This is a genomic window from Pusillimonas sp. SM2304 (assembly GCF_031628915.1).
Lineage (GTDB): Bacteria > Pseudomonadota > Gammaproteobacteria > Burkholderiales > Burkholderiaceae_B > Pusillimonas_C.
The window spans coordinates 1,845,868-1,866,553 of record NZ_JAVLUJ010000001.1; the positions used below are offsets into that span (position 1 = coordinate 1,845,868).

General features: G+C 62.8%; 22 protein-coding genes. 8 read left to right on the top strand and 14 right to left on the bottom strand.

What is annotated here, in order from left to right; all coding sequences use genetic code 11:
• Window positions 1-9 precede the first annotated feature (9 nt).
• From lhpI to RE432_RS08635, 4 genes are read right to left on the bottom strand one after another with little or no spacing between them, the layout of a single operon-like run.
• Window positions 10-915 (bottom strand): bifunctional Delta(1)-pyrroline-2-carboxylate/Delta(1)-piperideine-2-carboxylate reductase, encoded by a 906-nt coding sequence (lhpI, locus tag RE432_RS08620; protein WP_310932914.1) that lies wholly within the window; start codon window positions 913-915, stop codon window positions 10-12.
• On the bottom strand, window positions 908-2,347 hold the full coding sequence (locus RE432_RS08625; RefSeq protein WP_310932915.1) for an NAD(P)(+) transhydrogenase (Re/Si-specific) subunit beta: 1,440 nt from the start codon (window positions 2,345-2,347) through the stop codon (window positions 908-910). The genes lhpI and RE432_RS08625 overlap by 8 nt, the downstream gene beginning before the upstream one ends.
• The gene (locus RE432_RS08630) at window positions 2,344-2,661 is read right to left on the bottom strand and encodes an NAD(P) transhydrogenase subunit alpha (RefSeq protein WP_310932916.1); all 318 of its coding nucleotides are present in this window, start codon (window positions 2,659-2,661) and stop codon (window positions 2,344-2,346) included. Before RE432_RS08630 ends, RE432_RS08625 begins: the two co-directional genes overlap by 4 nt.
• Window positions 2,661-3,779 carry a Re/Si-specific NAD(P)(+) transhydrogenase subunit alpha gene (locus RE432_RS08635; protein ID WP_310932917.1) on the bottom strand — a complete coding sequence of 373 codons (1,119 nt, stop codon included), beginning with the start codon at window positions 3,777-3,779 and terminating at the stop codon, window positions 2,661-2,663. The genes RE432_RS08630 and RE432_RS08635 overlap by 1 nt, the downstream gene beginning before the upstream one ends.
• A 130-nt stretch (window positions 3,780-3,909) precedes the next feature.
• Here RE432_RS08635 and RE432_RS08640 point away from each other — a divergent pair, with 130 nt between their 5' ends.
• Window positions 3,910-4,323, top strand: coding sequence for a YidB family protein (locus RE432_RS08640; RefSeq protein WP_310932918.1), 414 nt, complete (start codon window positions 3,910-3,912; stop codon window positions 4,321-4,323).
• A gap of 58 nt (window positions 4,324-4,381) precedes the next feature.
• Here the strand turns inward: RE432_RS08640 and RE432_RS08645 are convergent, their stop codons facing one another.
• Window positions 4,382-5,659, bottom strand: coding sequence for a bifunctional O-acetylhomoserine aminocarboxypropyltransferase/cysteine synthase (locus tag RE432_RS08645; RefSeq protein WP_310932919.1), 1,278 nt, complete (start codon window positions 5,657-5,659; stop codon window positions 4,382-4,384).
• Window positions 5,660-5,925: 266 nt separating this feature from the next.
• Here RE432_RS08645 and RE432_RS08650 point away from each other — a divergent pair, with 266 nt between their 5' ends.
• Together RE432_RS08650 and RE432_RS08655 are read left to right on the top strand one after the other, a co-directional pair.
• Complete coding sequence (locus tag RE432_RS08650; RefSeq protein ID WP_310932921.1) at window positions 5,926-8,550, top strand: AsmA family protein; 2,625 nt, start codon at window positions 5,926-5,928, stop codon at window positions 8,548-8,550.
• Complete coding sequence (locus RE432_RS08655; protein ID WP_310932922.1) at window positions 8,547-8,936, top strand: MOSC N-terminal beta barrel domain-containing protein; 390 nt, start codon at window positions 8,547-8,549, stop codon at window positions 8,934-8,936. Before RE432_RS08650 ends, RE432_RS08655 begins: the two co-directional genes overlap by 4 nt.
• 10 nt (window positions 8,937-8,946) lie before the next feature.
• Here the strand turns inward: RE432_RS08655 and RE432_RS08660 are convergent, their stop codons facing one another.
• From RE432_RS08660 to rsmD, 3 genes are all read right to left on the bottom strand, one after another.
• The gene (locus tag RE432_RS08660) at window positions 8,947-9,198 is read right to left on the bottom strand and encodes a YfhL family 4Fe-4S dicluster ferredoxin (RefSeq protein ID WP_310932924.1); all 252 of its coding nucleotides are present in this window, start codon (window positions 9,196-9,198) and stop codon (window positions 8,947-8,949) included.
• 102 nt (window positions 9,199-9,300) lie between these two features.
• Entirely contained in the window at window positions 9,301-9,813 is a 513-nt protein-coding gene (gene coaD, locus RE432_RS08665) for a pantetheine-phosphate adenylyltransferase (RefSeq protein ID WP_310932925.1), read from the bottom strand.
• 88 nt (window positions 9,814-9,901) lie between these two features.
• Window positions 9,902-10,492 carry a 16S rRNA (guanine(966)-N(2))-methyltransferase RsmD gene (rsmD, locus tag RE432_RS08670; RefSeq protein ID WP_310932927.1) on the bottom strand — a complete coding sequence of 197 codons (591 nt, stop codon included), beginning with the start codon at window positions 10,490-10,492 and terminating at the stop codon, window positions 9,902-9,904.
• A 57-nt stretch (window positions 10,493-10,549) separates the two neighbouring features.
• Here rsmD and ftsY point away from each other — a divergent pair, with 57 nt between their 5' ends.
• On the top strand, window positions 10,550-11,878 hold the full coding sequence (gene ftsY, locus RE432_RS08675; RefSeq protein WP_310932928.1) for a signal recognition particle-docking protein FtsY: 1,329 nt from the start codon (window positions 10,550-10,552) through the stop codon (window positions 11,876-11,878).
• Here the strand turns inward: ftsY and RE432_RS08680 are convergent.
• From RE432_RS08680 to RE432_RS08705, 6 genes are all read right to left on the bottom strand, one after another.
• Window positions 11,875-12,891 (bottom strand): CYTH domain-containing protein, encoded by a 1,017-nt coding sequence (locus RE432_RS08680; protein WP_310932929.1) that lies wholly within the window; start codon window positions 12,889-12,891, stop codon window positions 11,875-11,877. The two genes, ftsY and RE432_RS08680, sit on opposite strands and share 4 nt — an antisense overlap.
• Before the next feature lie 98 nt (window positions 12,892-12,989).
• Window positions 12,990-13,793, bottom strand: coding sequence for a phosphonate ABC transporter, permease protein PhnE (phnE, locus tag RE432_RS08685; RefSeq protein ID WP_310932930.1), 804 nt, complete (start codon window positions 13,791-13,793; stop codon window positions 12,990-12,992).
• Window positions 13,790-14,671, bottom strand: coding sequence for a phosphonate ABC transporter, permease protein PhnE (gene phnE, locus RE432_RS08690; RefSeq protein WP_409079827.1), 882 nt, complete (start codon window positions 14,669-14,671; stop codon window positions 13,790-13,792). Before phnE (RE432_RS08690) ends, phnE (RE432_RS08685) begins: the two co-directional genes overlap by 4 nt.
• Complete coding sequence (phnC, locus tag RE432_RS08695) at window positions 14,659-15,429, bottom strand: phosphonate ABC transporter ATP-binding protein (protein WP_310932932.1); 771 nt, start codon at window positions 15,427-15,429, stop codon at window positions 14,659-14,661. Before phnC ends, phnE (RE432_RS08690) begins: the two co-directional genes overlap by 13 nt.
• Window positions 15,430-15,435: 6 nt before the next feature.
• On the bottom strand, window positions 15,436-16,428 hold the full coding sequence (gene phnD / locus RE432_RS08700; RefSeq protein ID WP_310932933.1) for a phosphate/phosphite/phosphonate ABC transporter substrate-binding protein: 993 nt from the start codon (window positions 16,426-16,428) through the stop codon (window positions 15,436-15,438).
• 109 nt (window positions 16,429-16,537) lie between these two features.
• Complete coding sequence (locus RE432_RS08705) at window positions 16,538-17,359, bottom strand: IclR family transcriptional regulator (RefSeq protein ID WP_310932934.1); 822 nt, start codon at window positions 17,357-17,359, stop codon at window positions 16,538-16,540.
• Window positions 17,360-17,489: 130 nt separating this feature from the next.
• Between RE432_RS08705 and ribBA the strand changes: the two genes are divergently transcribed.
• The 4 genes from ribBA to thiL are packed head-to-tail and all read left to right on the top strand — an operon-like array spanning window position 17,490 to window position 20,663.
• Window positions 17,490-18,665 carry a bifunctional 3,4-dihydroxy-2-butanone-4-phosphate synthase/GTP cyclohydrolase II gene (ribBA, locus tag RE432_RS08710; RefSeq protein ID WP_310932935.1) on the top strand — a complete coding sequence of 392 codons (1,176 nt, stop codon included), beginning with the start codon at window positions 17,490-17,492 and terminating at the stop codon, window positions 18,663-18,665.
• Between the two features lie 15 nt (window positions 18,666-18,680).
• On the top strand, window positions 18,681-19,205 hold the full coding sequence (gene ribH / locus RE432_RS08715; RefSeq protein ID WP_310932936.1) for a 6,7-dimethyl-8-ribityllumazine synthase: 525 nt from the start codon (window positions 18,681-18,683) through the stop codon (window positions 19,203-19,205).
• On the top strand, window positions 19,168-19,692 hold the full coding sequence (gene nusB, locus RE432_RS08720; RefSeq protein ID WP_310933073.1) for a transcription antitermination factor NusB: 525 nt from the start codon (window positions 19,168-19,170) through the stop codon (window positions 19,690-19,692). Before ribH ends, nusB begins: the two co-directional genes overlap by 38 nt.
• An 11-nt stretch (window positions 19,693-19,703) precedes the next feature.
• Window positions 19,704-20,663, top strand: coding sequence for a thiamine-phosphate kinase (gene thiL / locus RE432_RS08725; RefSeq protein WP_310932937.1), 960 nt, complete (start codon window positions 19,704-19,706; stop codon window positions 20,661-20,663).
• Window positions 20,664-20,686 lie beyond the last annotated feature (23 nt).

Below are 20,686 nucleotides of genomic sequence, written 5' to 3' on the forward strand. Positions count from 1 at the left end.
GGGCTTATTCTATTTTATTTTTGACTGGGCGCAGCGCGCCGCGGCCAGATCCCAGGCTGCGCAGCCGACGGACTTGAAGACGATCGGCGTGTCGAACGGGACGCCGCCGGCCAGTGCCGATGACAGTGTCTTGACCTGATCCCAGTCGGTATGGGCCTGGATGAGGTCGCCGGCCTCGTGACGCGCGCCGTGCAGGTCGTCGACATACACCTGGCTGGCATGCAGGGTGGCCGGTGCGATTTCGGCCAGATCCGGCTTGAATGCCCCTACGCCTATGACCAGCCGCCCGGGCCGGGCGGCCTCGCCGTAGACGGGGGTGCTGCTGGTGGTCAGCGTCATGACGGCTTGCGCATCGTCGGGCACCGCCGTGCCGGCCGTGAGCGCCAGGGGCAGATGCCGGTGCCGCGACACGAAAGCTTGCGCCTTGTCCGGGCTGCGCCCGATCACGGCGACGTCCAGGCCTGGATACAAAGCGGCCAGGGCCTCGGCATGGCCATCGGCCTGCGCGCCCGTGCCGATCAGGGCGATGCGTTGCGGCGCGGCGGCCAGAAAGCTTGCCAGGCCCAGCATGCTGATGGCGGCCGTGCGGCGCGCCGTGACGGTGGGGCCATCGAGCACGAACAGCGCTTGGCCGCTGGCGCCGTCGTAGGCCGTCACGACACCGTGGATGGTCGGCAGCTTCCGGGTCCGGTTGCCGGGCACGACATTGACGAGCTTGTGAATGCACAGGTCGCTGGCCGCGGCCGGCATCGAGAGCATGACGCCGCCTTGCGGCATGGGCACCACTTGGCGCTCCGGCGCCGCAATGGCGCCGGCCGCGAGCTCGCCGGCCGCCGTGGCCAGGCAGGCCATCAGGCTGGGAAAATCCAGCAGGTCGGCGGTTTGCTGCGCCGAGTGAACAAGCACGTCAGTCAACGGCTTTCACCATGTCTTCAATGACCTTCTTGGCATCGCCGAACACCATCATGGTTTTATCCATGTAGAACAGTTCGTTGTCCAGGCCTGCGTAGCCGGCGGCCATGGAGCGCTTGTTGACGATGACGGTACGCGCTTTGTAGGCTTCCAGGATGGGCATGCCGGCAATGGGCGACTGCGGGTCGTTCTTGGCGGCGGGGTTGACCACGTCGTTGGCGCCCAGCACCAGCACGACGTCGGTTTGGGCAAACTCGCCGTTGATGTCGTCCATTTCGAAGACCTGGTCGTAAGGCACCTCGGCTTCGGCCAGCAGCACGTTCATATGGCCAGGCATCCGGCCGGCCACAGGATGAATGGCGTACTTGACGGTCACGCCTTGCTCGGTGAGCTTTTCGGCCAGCTCCTTGAGCGCATGCTGCGCGCGGGCGACGGCCAGGCCGTAGCCGGGCACGATGGTGACCGATTCGGCATTGCTCATCAGGAAGGCGGCGTCATCGGGGCTGCCCGACTTGACGTTGCGCTGGGCCTGATCGCCGCCGGCGGCGGCAGCGCCCGGCTCGGCCCCGAACCCGCCTAGAATCACGTTGAAGAAAGACCGGTTCATGGCCTTGCACATGATGTAAGACAGGATGGCGCCCGACGAACCCACCAGGGACCCGGCGATGATGAGCATGGGATTGTTCAGCGAGAAGCCGATGCCTGCGGCGGCCCAGCCCGAATAGCTGTTCAGCATCGAGACCACCACCGGCATGTCGGCGCCGCCGATCGGGATGATGATCAATACGCCCAGCACAAAGGCCAGGGCCGTCATGATGATGAAGGGCAGCCAGTCTTGCGTGGCCATGAACCACAGGCCGCAGGCGACCATGACCAGGGCCAGGACCAGGTTAAGCATATGCTGGCCGCTGAACACGACCGGTGCGCCCTGGAACAGCCGGAACTTGTACTTTCCGGACAGCTTGCCGAAAGCAATGACCGAGCCTGAAAAGGTAATCGCGCCGACAAAAGTGCCGATGAACAGTTCCAGCCGGTTGCCCACGGGAATAAGGGCGCCGGCCGCCGTAATGCCGAAGGCGTCGGGTTCGGCCACGATGGCAATGGCAATGGCGACCGCGGCCAGGCCGATCATGCTGTGCATGAAGGCGACCAGTTCCGGCATCTTGGTCATTTCGACTTTCTTGGCCATGACGGTGCCGATGCTGCCGCCGATCAGCAGGCCCAGCACGACCCAGCCCAGGCCGATGCCGGCCGTGCCTTCGGTGGCCAGGCTCACGATCAGCGCCGCCGTGGTCAGGATGGCGATGGCCATGCCCGCCATGCCGAAGGCGTTGCCCCGGCGCGATGTCGTGGGATGCGACAGACCTTTGAGCGCCTGGATGAAGCACACCGAGGCGATCAGATAAAACAGGGTAACCAGATCGTGCGAGATCATGCCTGGCCTCCTGTGCTGGTTTTCTTTTCTTTCTTCTTGAACATTTCGAGCATGCGCCGCGTGACCAGGAAGCCGCCGAAGACGTTGACGGCGGCCAGGGCCACGGCAAAAACGCCCATGTACCGGGCCAGGCTGCTTTCAGTCAGCGCGGCAGCCAGCATGGCGCCGACGATGACGATGGCCGAGATGGCGTTGGTGACCGCCATAAGGGGGGTGTGCAGAGCGGGCGTGACGTTCCAGACGACGTGGAAACCCACATAGACGGCCAGCACGAAGATAATGAGATTGATCAGGGTAGGGCTGACTGCTTCCATCAGGAGCTCCTTAATACGGCGCCGTCCTTGCTCATCAGGCAGGCGGTAACGATTTCATCATCATGCTGTATGGCCAGTTCGCCTTCGGCGTTGGCGATCAGTTTCATGAAGTCCAGGATGTTGCGGGCATACAGGGCCGAGGCATCGTGCGGCACCAGGGCGGCCAGATTGCTGTAGCCGATCAGGGCAACGCCGTGCTTTTCAACCACCTGGTCTTTTTCCGACAAGGGGCAGTTGCCGCCGCGTTCTACGGCCAGGTCGACAATGACCGAGCCCGGTTTCATGCCCTGGACGGTTTCGGCGCTGATCAATTGCGGCGCCGGGCGGCCAGGAATCAGCGCGGTGCTGATCACGATGTCCGCCTGCTTGCACCGTTCCGCCACCAGGGCGGCCTGCCGCGCCATCCAGGCGGGGGGCATGGGGCGTGCATAACCGCCCACCCCTTGGGCGATTTCACGTTCTTCGTCGGTCTCGAAGGGCACGTCGATGAACTTGGCGCCCAGTGATTCGATCTGCTCTTTGGCAGCCGGCCGTACGTCGGACGCCTCGACCACGGCGCCCAGGCGCTTGGCCGTGGCAATTGCCTGCAGCCCGGCCACGCCGGCGCCCAGCACGACGACCCGCGCCGCCTTGAGCGTGCCGGCGGCGGTCATCATCATGGGGAACAGCCGGCCGTACTGATTGGCGGCCAATAGCACGGCCTTGTAGCCGGCCAGGTTGGCCTGCGACGACAAGACGTCCAGGCTTTGCGCGCGCGTGATGCGCGGCGCGGCCTCGAGCGCGAATGCGGTCAGGCCGGCGCTGGCCAGGCCGGCGATGCCGTCGGCGTCGAAGGGGTCGAGCATCCCAATCAGCACGGCACCACGTTTCATGTGCTGGCGTTCGCCGGCGTCCGGCGCGCGGACCTTCAGCACGAGCTCGGCGCCCAGGGCCTGGGCGGCGTCGACGATTTGCGCGCCTGCCTGAACGTAGGCGTCGTCGGGAAAATGGGCGTGGGCGCCGGCGCCTTCCTCGACCACGACCGTATGTTTGGCCGCCACATATTTCTTGACCGTTTCCGGCGTCGCGGCCACGCGTGTTTCGCCCGGCAGGCGCTCACGTGGGATTCCTATTTGCATAAAGCCTCTCCACCACAGGTGTTTGAATATTTTCTGGAAGCTACTATACCCGAACTGCTGACAGTTATTTGCAATTGGCTACACCGAAATCCGTTAGACTGGGCGGGCCGTTATGTAAAAGGAGGCGGGTATGGGGTTGCTGGATTCTATTGTTTCCGCCGTGGGCGGCGATAACCCACAGGCAAAGACGCAGGCTGCACTGCTGCCGGCACTGATAGAGCAGGTCAACAGCTATCCAGGCGGCCTGCCCGGCTTGATACAAAAATTCCAGCAGGGCGGGTTGGGCGAAGTGGTGGCCTCCTGGATTGGCAGCGGCCCGAACCAGCCGGTCTCGCCCGGGCAATTGCAGTCTGTGCTGGGCGACGACCTGATCAGCCAACTCGCGCAGCGCTCGGGCCAGGATAGCGGCTCGGTGCTCGGCGCGCTCAGTGCCATGCTGCCCAGCCTGGTCGACCAGGCGACGCCTGATGGCGAAGCCAGCATGCAGCCGGGGCAGAGCAGCCCTCTACTGGGCGCCTTGTCGGGCATGCTGGGCAGGCGCTAGCCCCGATGCGCCGGCCTCTTGCTTGAACGGAGCCGTTCCAGGCTCCGCTTGCGCAGGATCAGGCCTTGCTGGCGTCCAGCGCCTGGGCAAGATCCTCCAGAATATCGTCGATGTGTTCCAGGCCGATAGACAGGCGCACCATGTCTTCGCCCACGCCCGCGGCGGCAAGCTCGTCGGGGCTGAGCTGGCGATGGGTGGTCGAGGCCGGGTGGCAGGCCAGCGACTTGGCGTCGCCGATATTCACAAGGCGCAGTATCAGCTCCAGGGCATCGATAAAGCGCGCACCGGCCGCGGCGCCGCCCTTGATGCCGAAAGACAGGATGCTGGCCGGTTTGCCGTCCATGTACTTTTGCGCCAGGCCGTGCTCGGGGTGATCCGCCAGGCCGGCGTACTGCACCCATGACACCTGCTCGTGCTGTTTCAGGTACTGGGCGACCTTCTGGGCGTTCTCGGTGTGGCGGTCCATGCGCAGCGACAGCGTCTCGATGCCTTGCAGCACCAGGAAGGCGTTGAAGGGAGACAGCGCGGCGCCGGTGTTGCGCAGCGGGACCACGCGGCAGCGGCCGATGAACGCCGCGGGCCCGAATGCATCGGTGTAGACCACGCCATGATAAGACGGGTCGGGTTCATTGAGCATGGGGAAGCGTTGCTTGTGCTCGGCCCAGGGAAACTTGCCTGAATCGACGACCGCGCCGGCAATGGTGGTGCCGTGTCCGCCCATGTATTTGGTCAGGGCGTGGACAATGATGTCGGCGCCATGCTCGAAGGGCCGGCACAGGGCCGGCGATGCCACGGTATTGTCGACGATCAGGGGCACGCCGTGCCGGTGCGCGGCATCGGCCAGCGCCTGGATGTCGATGATGTTGCCCGCCGGGTTGCCGATGGTCTCGCAAAACACCGCTTTGGTGTTGTCGTCGATCAGCGCCTCGAGCGCGGCAATGTCGTCGTGCGGCGCAAACTTGACCGTAATGCCCTGGCGGGGAAAGGTGTGGGCAAACAGGTTGTAGGTGCCGCCATACAGCTTGGCGACCGACACGATGTTGTCGCCGGCCTGGGCAATGGTCTGGATGGCGTAGCTGATCGCCGCCATCCCCGAAGCGACCGCCAGGGCGGCCACGCCGCCTTCCAGCGCTGCCACGCGTTCTTCAAGCACCGCGTTGGTGGGGTTCATGATGCGGGTATAGATATTGCCCGGCACTTTCAGGTCGAACAGGTCGGCGCCGTGCTGGGTGCTGTCGAAGGCGTAGGACGTGGTCTGATAGATGGGAACCGCCACCGACTTGGTGTTGGGGTCCGGCTGATAGCCGGCATGAATGGCAAGTGTCTCGAATTTCATGGCTGATCTTTTAAAGTTATGGGATGGGGAGGCTGTTAGCATACCGTCAAGCAGCGGATGGGGAACAGCCCGGACCAGAAGTTTGTTCTATTTCAATATAACCGCTAGTAATAATCCGCTGCCTCGCGCCTCGCATTTAACTTTTTGTAAGCCGCAAGGGCTGAAAGTTCGCCCGCGCCTGAATAATGTTGTTGACTTGGGTTAGCATTCTAGTTATTCGCCGTAAATGGCTCGTGGGGGCTCTCCCGTAGTTTTAGAGGCCGTAAATGAAAGTTTGGTTGAAACGGGTACTGATCAGTCTCGTCATGGTGGCTATTGTGGCCTTGGTAGGCATCGCAATTTTCCTTCTGACGTTTGACCCGAACGCCTACAAGAACAAGCTGGAAGAAATTGTCTACAAGCGCTATCAGCGCAGTTTGGCAATCAAGGGCGATATTCAGTTATCGCTGTTTCCACGCATCGGTTTGTCTGTGCAAGACGTATCGCTGTCGAACCGCAACAGCACCGATACCTTCGCGTCCATCGATAGCGCGCGCTTTGCCGTGGCCATCTGGCCATTGATGTTCAATCGTCTGGTGGTCGATCACGTGGCGGTCACTGGCTTCAAGGCCTGGGTCACGCGCGACGATAAAGGCCAGTTCAATTTCCGCGATCTGGTCGACAGGCCGGGTTCCGCAGCGCTGGGCATGGCGGCTCCCGCCATGGCGGTTTCCAGCCTGGTGCCGTCCGCGCCTGCGGAACAGGCGGCCGTCAAGGTGCCGTCATCGGTGTTTCCCATTGCCTATGCCGCCGAGGCGCAGCAGGGCACCGACTTCCAGATCGACATCGCGGGGCTGGATCTCAGGAATGGCGAAATTCATCTGTACGATAATGTAAGCGGTTCGGCCGGCCGGATAGAGCGGCTGGAAGTGAACACCGGGCGGATGACGGCCAATCAGGCGTTCGATGTGGCGCTGAAGGGCAAAATCATTGGCGAGCATCCGGTTGCCGATGCCAATATCGAGGGCCAGGCGCTGGTCCTGTTCAATCCCGATCAGCAAGCTTATTCAGCGCAGAAAATCAATGTCGTGGCCAACGGCGCGCTGGGGCCGCTGGCCGCCAAGTCGGTGACGTTGCGCGGTAACCTGGCCTACAGCGCCTATTCCCAGATGCTGAGCGCCAGCAGCCTTGAGTTTCTGGTGCAGGGCGATGTGGGGGGGGCGTCGCCCATCAAAGGGTTCGAGACGTCGCTGATCGTGCCCCAATTGAAGGTCGACCGGAGCCAGGCGGAACTGAAAGTTGAAAAGCTGGCCTATCGCGCCAAGGGTAACTTGCCCGACCAGGCCTTCGAAATCGCGTTTGATGCCCCCAACCTGGCCGTGTCCCCCGAGGCGGCCACGGGCGACCCGATTTCGGGCACGGTCAAATTCAGCAAGCCCAATCATGTACTGGGCATTGCCCTGGGCATGAGCGGCATAGGCGGCAATGCCAGCAAGCTCACCCTGAAGGAGCTCAAGATAGACGGCGGGCTCAAAGAGGGCGACCGCTTGGTGCAGTTGAAGATGACTTCTCCGGCCAACTGGGACGTATTCAGCGAAGCCGGCGGCCTGTCGGCCATGAAGGGCGATGTCCGGATCGAAGACGCCGCCTTGCCGGGCGGGAGCTTTGAGTTTCCATTCATCGGCAGCTTGCAGGCCAACCTGATCAAAGACGAACTGGTCAGTGAGATCAACGCGGTACTGAGCGGTAGCAAGCTTGATTTCCGTGTCAAGGCCACGCAGTTGAAAAGCCCGAAGATCGACTTCGGGCTTGCCGCCGACAAGCTGGACTTCAATACGCTGTTTCCCCAGGCGCCCGCGGCGCAGCCGCCTGCGCCCGCCGCCCCGGCGGAGTCTGCCGCCGACGAGCCGCCCGCGCAGGCGGCTGCGCCCAAACCGGCCCCCAAGGCGCCGGCCAAGGCGGATGAAGCCTTCATCATGCCCGACCTGTCTTTCCTTGACGCCTCTGACTTGACCGGGACCATATCCATCGGCGACCTGAAGGTTCAGAGCCTCGAGGCGAAGCAGTTCGCCGCGGCGGTTCGCGCCGCGCAGGGCAAGCTGACGATCAGCGGCATCAAGGCTGATCTGTATGGCGGCACGCTGAACGGCGTCCTGACGGCCAACTCGCAGAACGCGGTGACGGCGGATGTCTCCTTGAACAAGGTCGCCCTGGGTCCGCTGCTGCAGGCCGTGGCCGACGAGCATCGCTTTGCCGGAGCGGGCACCGTCAAGATCAAACTGGGCAGCCAGGGTACCACCGGGGCAGCGCTCGAGGCCGGCCTGACCGGGACGGCGAACGTGCGCGTGCGCGACGGCGCCGTGACCGGCATCGATGTGGCCCAGACACTGCGCGAGGTCAACGAGGTGGTGCGCAACATGTTCAGCGGACAGTTGCCCGATGTGGTCACCCGCTTCGATACGGGGCGCAGAACTGATTTCACCGCCCTGGACGCCGATATCAATTTCGATCACGGGCAGGGCACCATCAAGATGCTGAGCGTGGTTGCGCCCATGCTGCGCATCACACAGGGCAAGCCGGCCACCGTGGACCTGGTCAACGACCAGCTCGATGTGATGGTCAATGTGAATGTGGTCAATACCGGTACGGGACAAGACGGCAAGGCGCTGGCCGACCTGAAGGGCGTTGCGGTGCCGCTGCGTATTTCAGGGCCGTTCAGCGGGCCGGGCTACCAGGTGCAATGGAAGGATATCAGCAGCAAGGCCGTCAAGGACGCGGTCAAGGGCGGCTTGATCGACCTGCTGTCCAACCAGACCGGAAAACCGCCCGCCCCGGCCACTGCGCCGGCCAAGAAAGCGGCCGATCCAGTCAAGAGCATTGGCGACGCCCTGAAAGGGCTGCTGGGCCAATGAGCACGGCGCTTTATTTCCCCATTGTCGCTTGCGGCGGTACCCATGCGGCGGCGGCCCAGGCCTATGACAAGCGCTGGCTGGTCGTGGACGCCACCGGCACCTGGCTGTCGCAAAGCCATTGCGAACAACTTGCCGACATACAGGTCGAGCTACGCCTGGGCTACCTGGTGATACGGGCGCCGGGCATGCTCAGGCTGGATATTCCCCTGGATGTCATCGAAGACGATGACAGCGTTCGCGGCATCGCGACGGTGGGCGCGCAGCAGATCGACGTGGTCGACGAAGGCGAGCTTGCGGCAGCGTGGCTGACCCGGTTTCTGGGCCAGCCATGCCAATTGATGAAGGTGCACCCGGAAGCGGGCAGGGTGCTCTGGCCCGAACTGTAATGCGGAAAACTCAGTCCGCAGCGGTCAGTTTCTGATATTTGGCCATGAGCTGGCCCTGGTCTTCTGGGTGGTCCAGGTCGAAGATGATGCATTCGACAGGGCATACCACCTGGCATTGCGGCTCGTCGAAATGCCCCACGCATTCCGTACATCGCGAGGGCTCGATCTCGTAGATTTCAGTGCCCATGTAGATGGCATTGTTGGGGCATTGCGGCTCGCAAACATCGCAGTTGATGCACTCTTCGGTAATGCGCAGCGCCATGATTCTTCCTGCATAAAACAAACGGATATAAAAAAGCAAGGGTATCCGGCCAGAAAGCCGGATACCCTTGCAGTGTAATGGAGTTTGGCTGCGGCCTGCGTATTACCCCTGCTGGCTTTGTTCTTGTTCGTCGCGCCGTATTTTGGCTTTGCTGTGCAGCCAGCGCTCGACCGATGGAAAGACGAACTTGCTGACGTCCCCCCCCAATATGGCGATTTCGCGCACAATCGTGCCGGAAATGAACTGGTACTGGTCTGAAGGCGTCATGAACAGGGTTTCGACTTCGGGCAGCAGGTGCCGGTTCATGCCCGCCATCTGAAACTCATATTCGAAATCGGACACGGCGCGCAGCCCCCTGACAATAACGCGGCCATTCTGCTCGCGCACAAAGTCTTTGAGCAGGCCTGCAAAGCTTTTGACTTCGACATTGGTGTAATGGCCAAGGACTTCCTGGGCGATTTCAACACGCTCATTCACTGAAAAGAACGGTTTTTTGGCATGGCTGTGGGCGACGCCCACCACGACATGGTCAAACAGACCGGCTGCGCGACGCACCAGATCTTCGTGGCCACGCGTAAGAGGGTCGAATGTTCCGGGATAGACTGCAGTAATCATGCACATTCCGAGTTGTGAGAATTTAAGGAAGAAACCTGAGCGGCGGCGCTGGCTGCAAACCGCCTGCCCGGCCAATAAGTTTATGGCGTCAGCTTATTTCAGGATTATTGACTGTTTTTTGCATTGCAGCAAATCGAAGCAGATGAAAATGCACATGGCCGGCTTTGCCTTGCCGCAGGAGCTCGAATCCATCAGGCGGGCTGACGGCCGCTTCCGACTCAATATACAACAAGCCGTTGGGCGTGAGAACCGCGGGAATCCTTGTCCACAGCCGGTCCAGCCAGCCCTGGCCGAATGGGGGATCCAGCATGATCAGGTCGTACGAACCGTCGGTCATGCGCGCCAGCGCGACCGTGGCGTCGCCTGCATGGATGCGGACATTGTCGGCCTTCAGCCGGCTGCGCAGGGCGCGCAGCGCGGCGACGGCCGCAGGATGGGATTCCACCATTTGCACATGGGCCGCCCCGCGCGAGGCGGCTTCGAACCCCAGGGCGCCGGTGCCCGAGAATAGATCCAGCACGCGCTTTTGCGCGTAATCGCCATCCCAGAAGTAATACAGCCAGTTGAACAGCGTTTCCCGCACCCGATCCGGCGTGGGGCGCAGCCCGGGGACATCCACCACCGGAATGGGCGTTTTGCGGTAATCACCGCCTACAATACGAACTGCGTGCTTCTTCATGCGTGGTCTGGGGGCGCTTTGTGTGTTGGTCAACTCTATTCGGGTAGTGTAAAACGTATGTTCAGTTTTTTTAAAAAGAAAAAGCCGGCGCCCGCCGACAGCGCCGGGCAGGCGGTAGACGAACAGGGTAGCCACGATACAGGATTGCCGCAGGGCAAGGACGCCGCGCCGTCGGCGGGGCAAGACCCCGCCGCAGCCCCGCTTGGCCCCCCCGCGGAACCGCTGCCTGGCACGCCGGATGCGGCCTCCAGCCTTCCTTCCAGCCCACCGCCGGCCGCTCACGCATCGCCGGCTGCCCCCGACGTGGCCGATGATGCCGAATCCCGCACTGAGGCTCCAGGCAGCCCGACGGCGCCGGCCGTGACGGAAGCGTCTGAAACCCCCAGCACGCCCGCGCCCCTCGAAACGCCTGAAAGCCCTGAAACGCCTGAGACGCCTGAACCCCCCGTGGCCGCGCCCGCCCCGGCGGAAAAAGGGTCATCATGGCTGGCCCGGCTCAAGAAAGGCCTGTCGCGTACGGGACAAAGCCTGGGCGGTCTTTTTGTGGGCGTCAAGGTCGATGAATCGCTGTTTGAAGAGCTCGAGACCGCCCTCATCATGGCGGATGCGGGCGTCGAGGCAAGCGACAAGCTGCTGACGGCCTTGCGCGCCCGTGTGCGCAAGGAACATCTGGAAGACGCGGGGCAGGTCAAGGCGGCGCTGCGCGATATCCTGGCCGAACATCTTGCGCCGCTGGAAAAGTCGTTTCCCCTGGGGAAGGCGGCGCCGCTGGTCGTCATGATTGCCGGGGTGAATGGGGCGGGCAAGACCACATCCATTGGCAAGCTGGCCAATCACTTCCAGGCGCAAGGATCCAAAGTGCTGCTGGCCGCGGGTGATACCTTCCGCGCCGCCGCCCGCGAACAACTGGTCGAGTGGGGCGCGCGCAACAATGTATCGGTGATTGCGCAAGACGGCGGCGACCCGGCCGCCGTCGCGTTCGATGCCGTCAATGCCGGCCGCGCGCGCGAGGCGGGTGTCGTCATGATCGATACCGCGGGCCGGCTGCCGACCCAGTTGCACCTGATGGAAGAGCTGAAGAAGATCAAAAGGGTCATCGGCAAGGCCGATGACGCCGCGCCGCACGAGGTGCTGCTGGTGATCGACGGCAACACGGGCCAGAACGCCATTGCCCAGATCCGGGCTTTCGATGCCGCCATCAACCTGACCGGCCTGGTGGTGACCAAGCTCGACGGCACGGCCAAGGGCGGTACGCTGGCGGCGGTGGCCGCGGGCAGCCAGGGCGTACGCCCCGTGCCGGTGTACTGGATCGGCGTAGGCGAGGGGATGAACGACTTGCAGCCCTTCGTGGCCAGGGAGTTTGCGGCAGCCTTGCTGGGCGATTAAGACCCGGGGTCGCCCAGGGCGACCAAGTCCGCCAGCAAAGCCAGCAGGCACGATTGGAATGCCGCGCTCGAGGCCAATTCCTGGCCGGGTTCGCGGCCGAACAAATCAAAGTATTCGCCCAGCTCGGTGTCGCGTGCGGCGTTGTCCAGGCGCAGGGGCTGTCCGAACTGTTTCCTGCAGGCGCGCAGGCCTTGGATGCCCAGGCGCAGTTGGGCGGCGTATTCAAACCGTAAATCGGGGTGCGTGTCCAAGGGCTCGACACCCGCCAGCAGCGTGGCGTTGCGAATGATCTGGTTCAGGCATTCGTTGGCGCAGCGCTGGTAGGCTTGCCGCGCCGGCAGGCGGGTGTCCGGGGCCGGCGCTTGCGTGCGGCGCGCCTGGAGCAGGGGCAGGAAATCGGGCGCTTGCCCGGGGGCTGTGGCCGACAGGGCGATGCGGGCCAGAATGCTGCCGCGTTCCGCCTTGCTGCGCAAATCCAGGATCAGCCCGTAACGCCGCATCCACTGCTGGCCCAAGGCGAACAGATCGTCGGCGCGGCCGCTGATCTGTTCCAGCTCCAGTTCGCACAGGGGCAGCGTCAGCGGGCCTGATTTGATCACCCCCCGGTCGAAGGCGAACTCGATCTGGCTGTCGCCTATGCCGTGCCGGAGCGCCAGCCGCTGGACCGAGGTCTCGTAGCGGAGCATCAAGGGCTTTTCAAGCTGTGTGAAGACATGTTCCAGCGGGGTGTCCCGATACAGCGCAAGGTCCAGCTTTGGGTCAAGGCCTGCACGGGCGTGATTCAACTCCAGCCTCGTCAGGTCGTCCGGGCCCGGCGCCTTGGCGGTTTGCATCCATTGGTGGCCTTCCAGGCGCAAGCGCAGGGCGATGCCGGACTTGGCCAGGTCATTATCCTGCGTGTCGAAGTACTGGGCGCGCAGAAGAAGTTCCGACCCGCCGGCCTCGCGCAATGCGTTTTCCAGCGCCAGCCTGTGACGGGCCGGCACATGAAGCTTGAGCTCTCGTTCTAGCACTATGCACCCATAAGGCGGAAATGGGCGAATGGTACTCTTTTTTTGTTTGCCGGGGGAAATACGCCCCGCGTGCTGCCAGGGCGGGTTCCAGGGCGGGCTTACAGCAAGGTTTTGCGGGCGCGGGTAATGATGATTTCAGCGATGATGACAATGGCGAAAATAAGGACCAGGATCAAAGACACCTTGTCCCACTGGAACAGGTCCATGGCACTGTTCAGCGCCATGCCGATGCCGCCCGCGCCAACCAGGCCCAGGACGGCCGATTCGCGTACGTTGATGTCCCAGCGCAGCAGCACGATCGACCAGAATGCGGGACGTATCTGAGGCCAGTAACCGTAAGCAATGATCGCGCCTGTGCTGGCTCCCGTCGCGGTCAGTGCCTCGATGGGACCTGGCTGGGCGTCTTCAATGGCTTCGCCCAGCAGCTTGCCGATGAACCCGATGGAGCGGAAGGCGATGGCAATGGTGCCGGCCAAGGGGCCGGGGCCGAAAATGGCAATGAACAGCAGGGCCCAGACCAGGGAATTGATCGAGCGGCTGGACACCAGAATCAGCCGGGCCAGAAAATTGATGGCCCGATTGGGGGTCAGGTTGTGGGCGGCCGCCAGGCCGACGGGCACGGCCATGATCACGGCCAGTATGGTGCCCAGCGTGGCCATGTGCAGGGTTTCGATCAGCGCCTTCTGTATGGAACCGGGAAAGCTGCGCCACGATATGGGCCACATCCGGTGCAGCAGGTCGGCCATTTGCGTGGGGGCGTCATACAGGAACTCGGGGATGACGTCGATGGTGCGCAAAGACTGGACAATGGCCAGCACAAAGAGCAGGTAGAGCGTGAAACGCAACAGGCGCTGGCCGGGCGTATAGCGCACCCAAGTGGTGGAGGCGGCGGCGGTGTTCATGCGTCATCCTCGAGCGGGCGCGGCGTGCTGGACGACGCCAGGGATTTCTTCTTGAAGAGCGTGGCCAGTGAGACATTGTCCAGCAAGATGGCGCGCACGACGCTGGCCAGCAGTTCGCCCAGCATGATGATGGCGATGATGGTGATCAGTATGGTGCACACGAAATCGTAGTCGAAGCGCTGGAAGGCGGAAAATAAGGTGCCGCCGATCCCGCCTGCGCCCACAATGCCCACCATGGTCGAGTTGCGCAGGTTGGAGTCCATCTGATAGGTGGAAAACCCCACGAACCGGGCGAAAACCTGTGGAAGCACCGCGAAAATGATGACGTTGGCAAAGGATGCGCCGGTGGCGCGCACCGCCTCGACCTGCTTGAGCGAGATTTCTTCGATGGACTCGGTAAACAGCTTGCCGATAAAGCCGATAGAGGCGACCGTAAGCGCCAGTACACCGGCCAGGGCGCCGAAGCCGACGGCTTTTACAAAGATGATGGCGACAATGACGGGATGCAGCGCGCGGCACAAAGACACAATGGTGCGCGCCGGCCAGGTTGCCCATACCGGCATCAGGTTGCGCGCGCCCAGCAGACTTAACGGCAGGGCCAGAAAAATGCCCAGCGTCGTGGCCAGCACCGCGATTTCAAGGCTTTCGGCAATCCCCTTCCACAGAACGTCCAGGCGCTGGACGCTGGGCGGAAACATGCGCGCCAGGAACGTTGCGCCATGGCCCAGCCCGGCGGCGAACCGGTCCCAGGAAAAACCAAGCTGCGTGGCCGCGAACAGCGTGTACAGCACCACCGCCAGCAGCCCCCATTTTGCCTTGGGCGAGAGCGCGAACGGCCGGCCGGCGGGGCGCACGGGCGGCGTGCTTACTCCAGCCACGACTCGCCCCCGTAGATTTGCTTGAGTACGTCCATGCCCAAGCCGTTGGCCTGGCCGTCGTAGACGATATGGCCGCCGGACATGCCGACGATGCGCGAGGCATAGCGCTTGGCCAGCTCGACGTCGTGGATGTTGACGATGACCGGAATGCTGAAGGCGCGGCCCTGTTCGACCAGCAGCTCCATGATTTCGACCGATGTTTTCGGATCGAGCGACGAGGTGGGCTCGTCGGCCAGCAACAACTGCGGGCGCTGCATGAGTGCGCGGGCGATGCCGACGCGCTGGCGCTGTCCGCCCGAGAGCGCATCGGCGCGCTGGTGGGCGAAACCGGCCAGGCCGACGGTATCGAGCAGGCTATAGGCATGCTCGATATCGGCCGGTTCGAAATGGCGTCGCCAGGCATTGAAAGGCGAGGTATAGCCCAGGCGGCCCGTCAGCAGGTTTTCCATGACGGTCAGGCGTTCGACCAGGTTGTATTCCTGGAAGACCATGCCGATGCGGCGGCGAGCCTGCCGCAGGGCGGCGCCCCGGATCTTGGCCAGATCGATGCGGGCGCCGTCTTCTTCAAGAATGATGGTGCCGGCCGTAGGGTCGATCAGCCTGTTTATACAGCGCAACAGCGTACTCTTGCCTGTGCCCGACGGGCCGATGATGGCCGTCAGGCCCTCGCCGGCAACGTCCAGGTCGATGTTGCGAAGCACGGGCTGATTCGCCTTGTACTCCTTGGCCAGACCACTTATGTGCAGCGATGCCCCCATAATGGATCAGTTCTTCTTGGCGGCTTTGTCGTAGGCCGAGCGTGTAAAGCTTTCGCCGCCCGCTTCAGCTACGTCGCGCACGATGGCCCAGTCCTTTTTATAGGTCACCGGGTAAAAGCGGTCAGCGCCGTCGAACGCCTCTTGCATTTCGGCAGGGAAGCGGTAGTCGTAAAAGCACTTGAGCATCTTGTCGCGGAACTTGGGTTCCAGGTCGTACGCATAAGCGAATGAAGACGTGGGGAATTTTTCGCTGGTGTACAGGATGCGGAAGTCTTCCGCCTTGACCTGGCCGCGTTCGGCCATGCGGTGAAATACGTCGGACGCCACCGCGGCGGCATCGTAATCGCCCGAGTTCACGCCCATGACGGACTGGTCATGCTTGCCCGAATACAGGAACTCGTAGTCTTTGCCCGGCACCAGGCCTTCTTTGGGAAAGAGGGCGATCGGCGCCATGTTGCCCGAGTTGGACGAGGGCGAAGTGTGCGCGACTTTTTTGCCCTTCAGGTCGGCCAGCGATTGGAAAGGGCTGTCCTTCTTGACGATAAGAATCAGGTTGTAGCCCTGGAAGCCGTCGGCATTGCCTTTGACGGCGAAGGGCACGGCGCCCGCCAGATTGACGGCGAAGTTGGTGGGGCCGGTCGAGAAGCCGCCCACATGCAGGCGGTTCGAGCGCATGGCTTCGATTTCCGCCGCGTTGCTTTGCACCTGATAGAAGACAACCTTGCGGTCGACGCACTCGGACAGATGTTTGGTAAAAGGCGAGAATATTTCGGCATAGACCGCCGGGTCTTCAACAGGGGTGTAGGTGAACACCACGGTGGAAGGGGTTTTGAGCTTGGCTGGATCAGTGGGGGTATCGGCGACCAGATCATTGTCGGCGTCGCAGTACATGGTGTCCAGATCGCCCCGGTTCGGGCAACTGTCTTGGGCGAAGGCCGCTTGCGAGGCCCCGAACAGGGCGAACAGCGCGCTCAAGGCAAATACCTTGGAAGATTTCATGATGTTGTCTCCGGATGATTGCGTGTGAATTATTGGTTTATGTCTAAATCATATCTGAATATGACGCGAAATAATATTGCAATAATCCTCGATGGCCGGAGAGCGCGTTTTAGGCTTTGGATTCAGGCCGGTGGCCCAGGCGCTCCGAGATCTCGGTGGCGCATTGCTTCAGGGCGCGGGCGATGGGGCCGTTTTCCGTGGCGTCGAACAGGGTGCTGGGCCCCAGGCTGGTCAGGGCCAGCGCAATATTGCCGGAGTGATCGAACACGGGCACCGACAAGGCGTCGATGCCGGGCAAGGGGTTGCCCTGCGCCGTGGCCAGGCCCGCCTGCCGGACCTTGGCGATCAGCGCCTGCATGGCCTGGGCGCTGGGCCGTAGCGGACTGATGCTGGTCACGACGGCTTGGTCGCCCAGTTCGCGGTCCATGTAGTGCTGCGCGACCTTGGGCGGCAGCCAGGCCAGGAAAACATGGCCGGTGGCCGTATGCAGCATGGACATCACGGTACCGTTGCGCATGTTGACATGAACCGGATAGCTGGCTTGCGAAATATGTATCATGGTCGGCCCGTGCGAACCCAGCACGGCAATCGCCAGGGTATGGCCAATCTGTCCCGCCAGTTGATTGACATGGGGCAGGGCCACGCGCACCGGGTCCAGGCGTTGCAGGCTGACCAGGCCCATTTGCAGGGCAAAGGGCCCAAGCTCGTATTGGCCTGTGCCGGCATCCTGCTGGACCAGGCCCACGCGGGTAAAGCTCACCAGATAGGGGTGCGCCTTGGCCGAGGTCATGCCGGCGCGGGTGGCCAGGTCGCGCAAGTTCAGCGGCACACCCGCGTCGACCAGCGCGGCCAGCAGCGGAAAACCGGTTTCCACCGACTGGATGCTGCGCCGTCCGTCGTTCGCGTTGGCGGTCATTTTGTTTCCGGGCATAGGCTATCGTCGTGTTCCATCGTCTATTCAGCGCGATATTACCCGGCTTTGCCGCTCATCGTGGGCGACAATAAGAAGTTCTGCGCTTTCAGGCGTTAAAATGAGCCAACTTTCCATAGGGTCAATAGTCATGAGCAACACCCGCGATGCGGACCTGGATGCAGTGTCATCCCACGAGATATCCCCCGTTACCGAAATCGTGGCCGAATTGCGCGCCGGCCGCATGGTCATTCTGGTCGACGAAGAAGACCGCGAAAATGAAGGCGATCTGGTCATGGCGGCCGAGCATGTAACGCCCGAAGCCATCAATTTCATGGTCACCCATGCCCGCGGACTGGTCTGCCTGACGCTGACCGAAGAACGCTGCAGGCAGCTTGACCTGCCCTTGATGGCCAGCCGCAACGGCACACGGTTCGGTACCAATTTCACCATGTCCATCGAAGCGGCCGAGGGGGTCGAAACCGGTATTTCGGCGGCGGACCGCGCCCGTACCATACAGGTGGCCGTGGCCCGCGATGCCAAGCCGGCCGACCTGGTGCAGCCCGGCCATATCTTCCCGGTGCAGGCTGTGCGCGGCGGCGTGCTGGTGCGGGCGGGCCACACCGAAGCGGGTTGCGACCTGACCGCGCTGGCAGGCTTGACCCCGGCGGCCGCCATCTGCGAGATCCTGAAACCGGATGGGACCATGGCCAGGCTGCCCGACCTCAAGCTGTTCGCGCGCGAGCACGGCCTGAAAATCGGTACCATTGCCGACCTGATCCAATACCGCAGCGAACACGAGTCCATGGTCGAGCGCCTGGCCAGCCGCGATGTGCAAACGCCCTGGGGCGAGTTCCAGGCGGTGGCTTACCGCGATCTGGCCTCCGGCGCGCTGCACCTGGCCCTGGCGCATGGCGCTATCACCCCCGAGACCGAAACCCTGGTCAGGGTGCATGAGCCCACCAGCATGCTCGATATCCTGTTCCAGGGGGCGACCACCCATAGCTGGAGCGTCTCCGATGCCCTGAAGACCATCGTGGCGGCACCCGCCGGCCTGCTCATCCTGCTGAACTGCCAGGGCTCCACGGAACTGCTCTTCAGCCAGTTCGAGGCCTGGAACCAGAACGCCACCGAAGAAACGGCCGTTGCCGACCGCGAAAGCCGCTATGGCTTGCGCACCTACGGCATAGGGGCGCAGATTATGCGGGATCTGAATGTCGGCAAGGCGCGTCTTTTGGCGCGGCCGCGAAAAATGCCCAGCATGGCGGGCTTTTCCTTGACCATAACGGGTTACGATAGTGAACCTCTTTCCACACCCACACCCTAACAGGAACTACTGACTATGAACCCTTATACTTTGTCTCCCGATCTGAACGGGGAAGGTTTGCATATCGGCATCGTGCGGGCTCGTTTCAATGAAGAGATCGGTCAGGCGGAACTGGCCGCATGCCTGGCGGAACTGGCCGAAATGGGCGTAGACGAACGCGACGTCATGGTGGTTTCGGTTCCCGGGGCGCTCGAGCTTGGCGTGACGCTGGCGCAAATGGCCGAAACCTTCGAGTTCGACGCGCTGATTGCGCTGGGCGCGGTCATTCGCGGCGAAACCTACCACTTTGAAATAGTCAGCAACGAAAGCGCGTCGGCCATCAGCCGCGTGGCGCTTGAAACCGGCATCCCTGTCGCCAATGGCGTCCTGACCACCGACACCGACGAGCAGGCACTGTCGCGCGCCGAAGAGAAGGGCCGTGATTGCGCCCGCAGCGCGGTCGAGATGGCCAACCTGGTTGCGGCGCTCGAGCCAGAGTCGGAAGACGACGATGACTACGACGATGAAGAAGACGAGGACGAAGATTTTGACGACAAGTAGAACGCAGGGCGCATCGTCGGGCGGCCCGGCCCGCGGCAACGCCCGCAGCGCGCGCCGGCGCGCGCGCGAATTTGCCTTGCAGGGTGTTTATGCCTGGCTGCTGCGCGGTGATGCCGGGCTGCAGGACGCAGGCGAAATCGACGCGCACATCCGCGACGACGAAGAATTCCAGGATGCTGACGCGACCTGGTTCAAGACCTTGCTGCACGGGGTGCTGCGCGAGGCGCCGGCATTGCGTGAGCGCTTCATGCCTTATGTCGACCGGCCGCTCGACGAGCTTTCGCCGATCGAGCACGGGATTTTGCTGATCGGTAGTTTCGAGCTCATCCACCATATCGAGGTGCCGTACAAGGTGGCCATCAACGAGGCCGTCGAGCTGGCGAAATCGTTTGGCGGCACCGACGGCTTCAAGTTCGTCAACGGCGTGCTCGACAAAATGGCCGCCGATGTCCGGCCGCAAGAGGTACAAGCCGCGGCGCGCCGTTAGCCGAGATCCTGTTGAATAACGAGTTCGATCTTATCGCACGCTACTTCACGCGCCAGGCCCCGCCTGGCTATCTGGGGGTCGGTGATGATTGCGCGATGTTTCAGGTCGAGCCCGGGCATCACCTGGCGACCAGTACCGATCTGTTGATCGAGGGCCGGCATTTCTTTCCCGATGTGGACCCGTGGTCGCTGGGCCATAAGGCGCTGGCGGTCAATATTTCGGATCTGGCCGCCATGGGCGCCCGGCCGCTGGCCTGCTTGCTCAGCGTGTCCTTGCCCCGTGTCGACGAGGGCTGGCTGGCCGCCTTTTCCGATGGTTTTTATAGTCTGGCCGAGCGGGCGCAATGTCCGTTGGTGGGCGGCGACACGACGCGCAGCATAGCGGGCATCGTGATCAATGTAACCGTCATGGGCCAGGTCAGGCCCGAGCAGGCCTTGCTGCGCTCGGGCGCGCGGGCGGGCGACGATATCTGGGTGACCGGCACGCTGGGCGCCGCCGATGTCGCCTTGCGCTTGCTGCAAGGCCGATTGCCCCCCGACGATACGCTGCTGGCCGCCACGCGGCCCGCGCTGGAGCGGCCCGAGCCGCCCTGGCAGTTCGCCCAGATGCTGGCCGGCGTGGCGCATGCGGCGCTGGATATTTCCGATGGCCTGCTGCAGGACTTGGGGCATATACTGCAAGCCAGTGCTTGCGGCGCCGACCTTGACTACAATGCCTTGCCGCTGCATCCGGCCCTGCAGGGCCGGGGCGACGCGTTTGTGCCGAGCGCTGTGCTGGCCGGCGGCGATGTGTATCAACTTTGTTTTACCGCCTCGCAAGACCGGCGCAGCCGCATACAGGCGCTTGCCCATAGCGCTGCCTGCCCGGTCACGCGGATAGGCCGGATCGTGGCGGAGCCGGGCTTGCGGGTACAGGGCGCCGATGGTGCGCCCATGGTGCTGGATTCCGCCGGTTTCGATCATTTCTCCTGATCATGTATTTGTCATTCTTACAG

What these genes read in the sequence shown, in the direction of transcription:
- RE432_RS08630 (WP_310932916.1), bottom strand. Translation starts at nt 2,661, where the DNA reads ATGGAAGCAGTCAGCCCTACCCTGATCAATCTCATTATCTTCGTGCTG.
- coaD (WP_310932925.1), bottom strand. Translation starts at nt 9,813, where the DNA reads ATGATTACTGCAGTCTATCCCGGAACATTCGACCCTCTTACGCGTGGC.
- ribBA (WP_310932935.1), top strand. Translation starts at nt 17,490, where the DNA reads ATGAGCAACACCCGCGATGCGGACCTGGATGCAGTGTCATCCCACGAG.
- RE432_RS08650 (WP_310932921.1), top strand. Translation starts at nt 5,926, where the DNA reads ATGAAAGTTTGGTTGAAACGGGTACTGATCAGTCTCGTCATGGTGGCT.
- phnD (WP_310932933.1), bottom strand. Translation starts at nt 16,428, where the DNA reads ATGAAATCTTCCAAGGTATTTGCCTTGAGCGCGCTGTTCGCCCTGTTC.
- RE432_RS08640 (WP_310932918.1), top strand. Translation starts at nt 3,910, where the DNA reads ATGGGGTTGCTGGATTCTATTGTTTCCGCCGTGGGCGGCGATAACCCA.
- ftsY (WP_310932928.1), top strand. Translation starts at nt 10,550, where the DNA reads ATGTTCAGTTTTTTTAAAAAGAAAAAGCCGGCGCCCGCCGACAGCGCC.
- phnE (WP_310932930.1), bottom strand. Translation starts at nt 13,793, where the DNA reads ATGAACACCGCCGCCGCCTCCACCACTTGGGTGCGCTATACGCCCGGC.
- ribH (WP_310932936.1), top strand. Translation starts at nt 18,681, where the DNA reads ATGAACCCTTATACTTTGTCTCCCGATCTGAACGGGGAAGGTTTGCAT.
- nusB (WP_310933073.1), top strand. Translation starts at nt 19,168, where the DNA reads ATGAAGAAGACGAGGACGAAGATTTTGACGACAAGTAGAACGCAGGGC.
- rsmD (WP_310932927.1), bottom strand. Translation starts at nt 10,492, where the DNA reads ATGAAGAAGCACGCAGTTCGTATTGTAGGCGGTGATTACCGCAAAACG.
- RE432_RS08625 (WP_310932915.1), bottom strand. Translation starts at nt 2,347, where the DNA reads ATGATCTCGCACGATCTGGTTACCCTGTTTTATCTGATCGCCTCGGTG.
- RE432_RS08705 (WP_310932934.1), bottom strand. Translation starts at nt 17,359, where the DNA reads ATGCCCGGAAACAAAATGACCGCCAACGCGAACGACGGACGGCGCAGC.
- RE432_RS08645 (WP_310932919.1), bottom strand. Translation starts at nt 5,659, where the DNA reads ATGAAATTCGAGACACTTGCCATTCATGCCGGCTATCAGCCGGACCCC.
- phnC (WP_310932932.1), bottom strand. Translation starts at nt 15,429, where the DNA reads ATGGGGGCATCGCTGCACATAAGTGGTCTGGCCAAGGAGTACAAGGCG.
- RE432_RS08660 (WP_310932924.1), bottom strand. Translation starts at nt 9,198, where the DNA reads ATGGCGCTGCGCATTACCGAAGAGTGCATCAACTGCGATGTTTGCGAG.
- RE432_RS08635 (WP_310932917.1), bottom strand. Translation starts at nt 3,779, where the DNA reads ATGCAAATAGGAATCCCACGTGAGCGCCTGCCGGGCGAAACACGCGTG.
- RE432_RS08655 (WP_310932922.1), top strand. Translation starts at nt 8,547, where the DNA reads ATGAGCACGGCGCTTTATTTCCCCATTGTCGCTTGCGGCGGTACCCAT.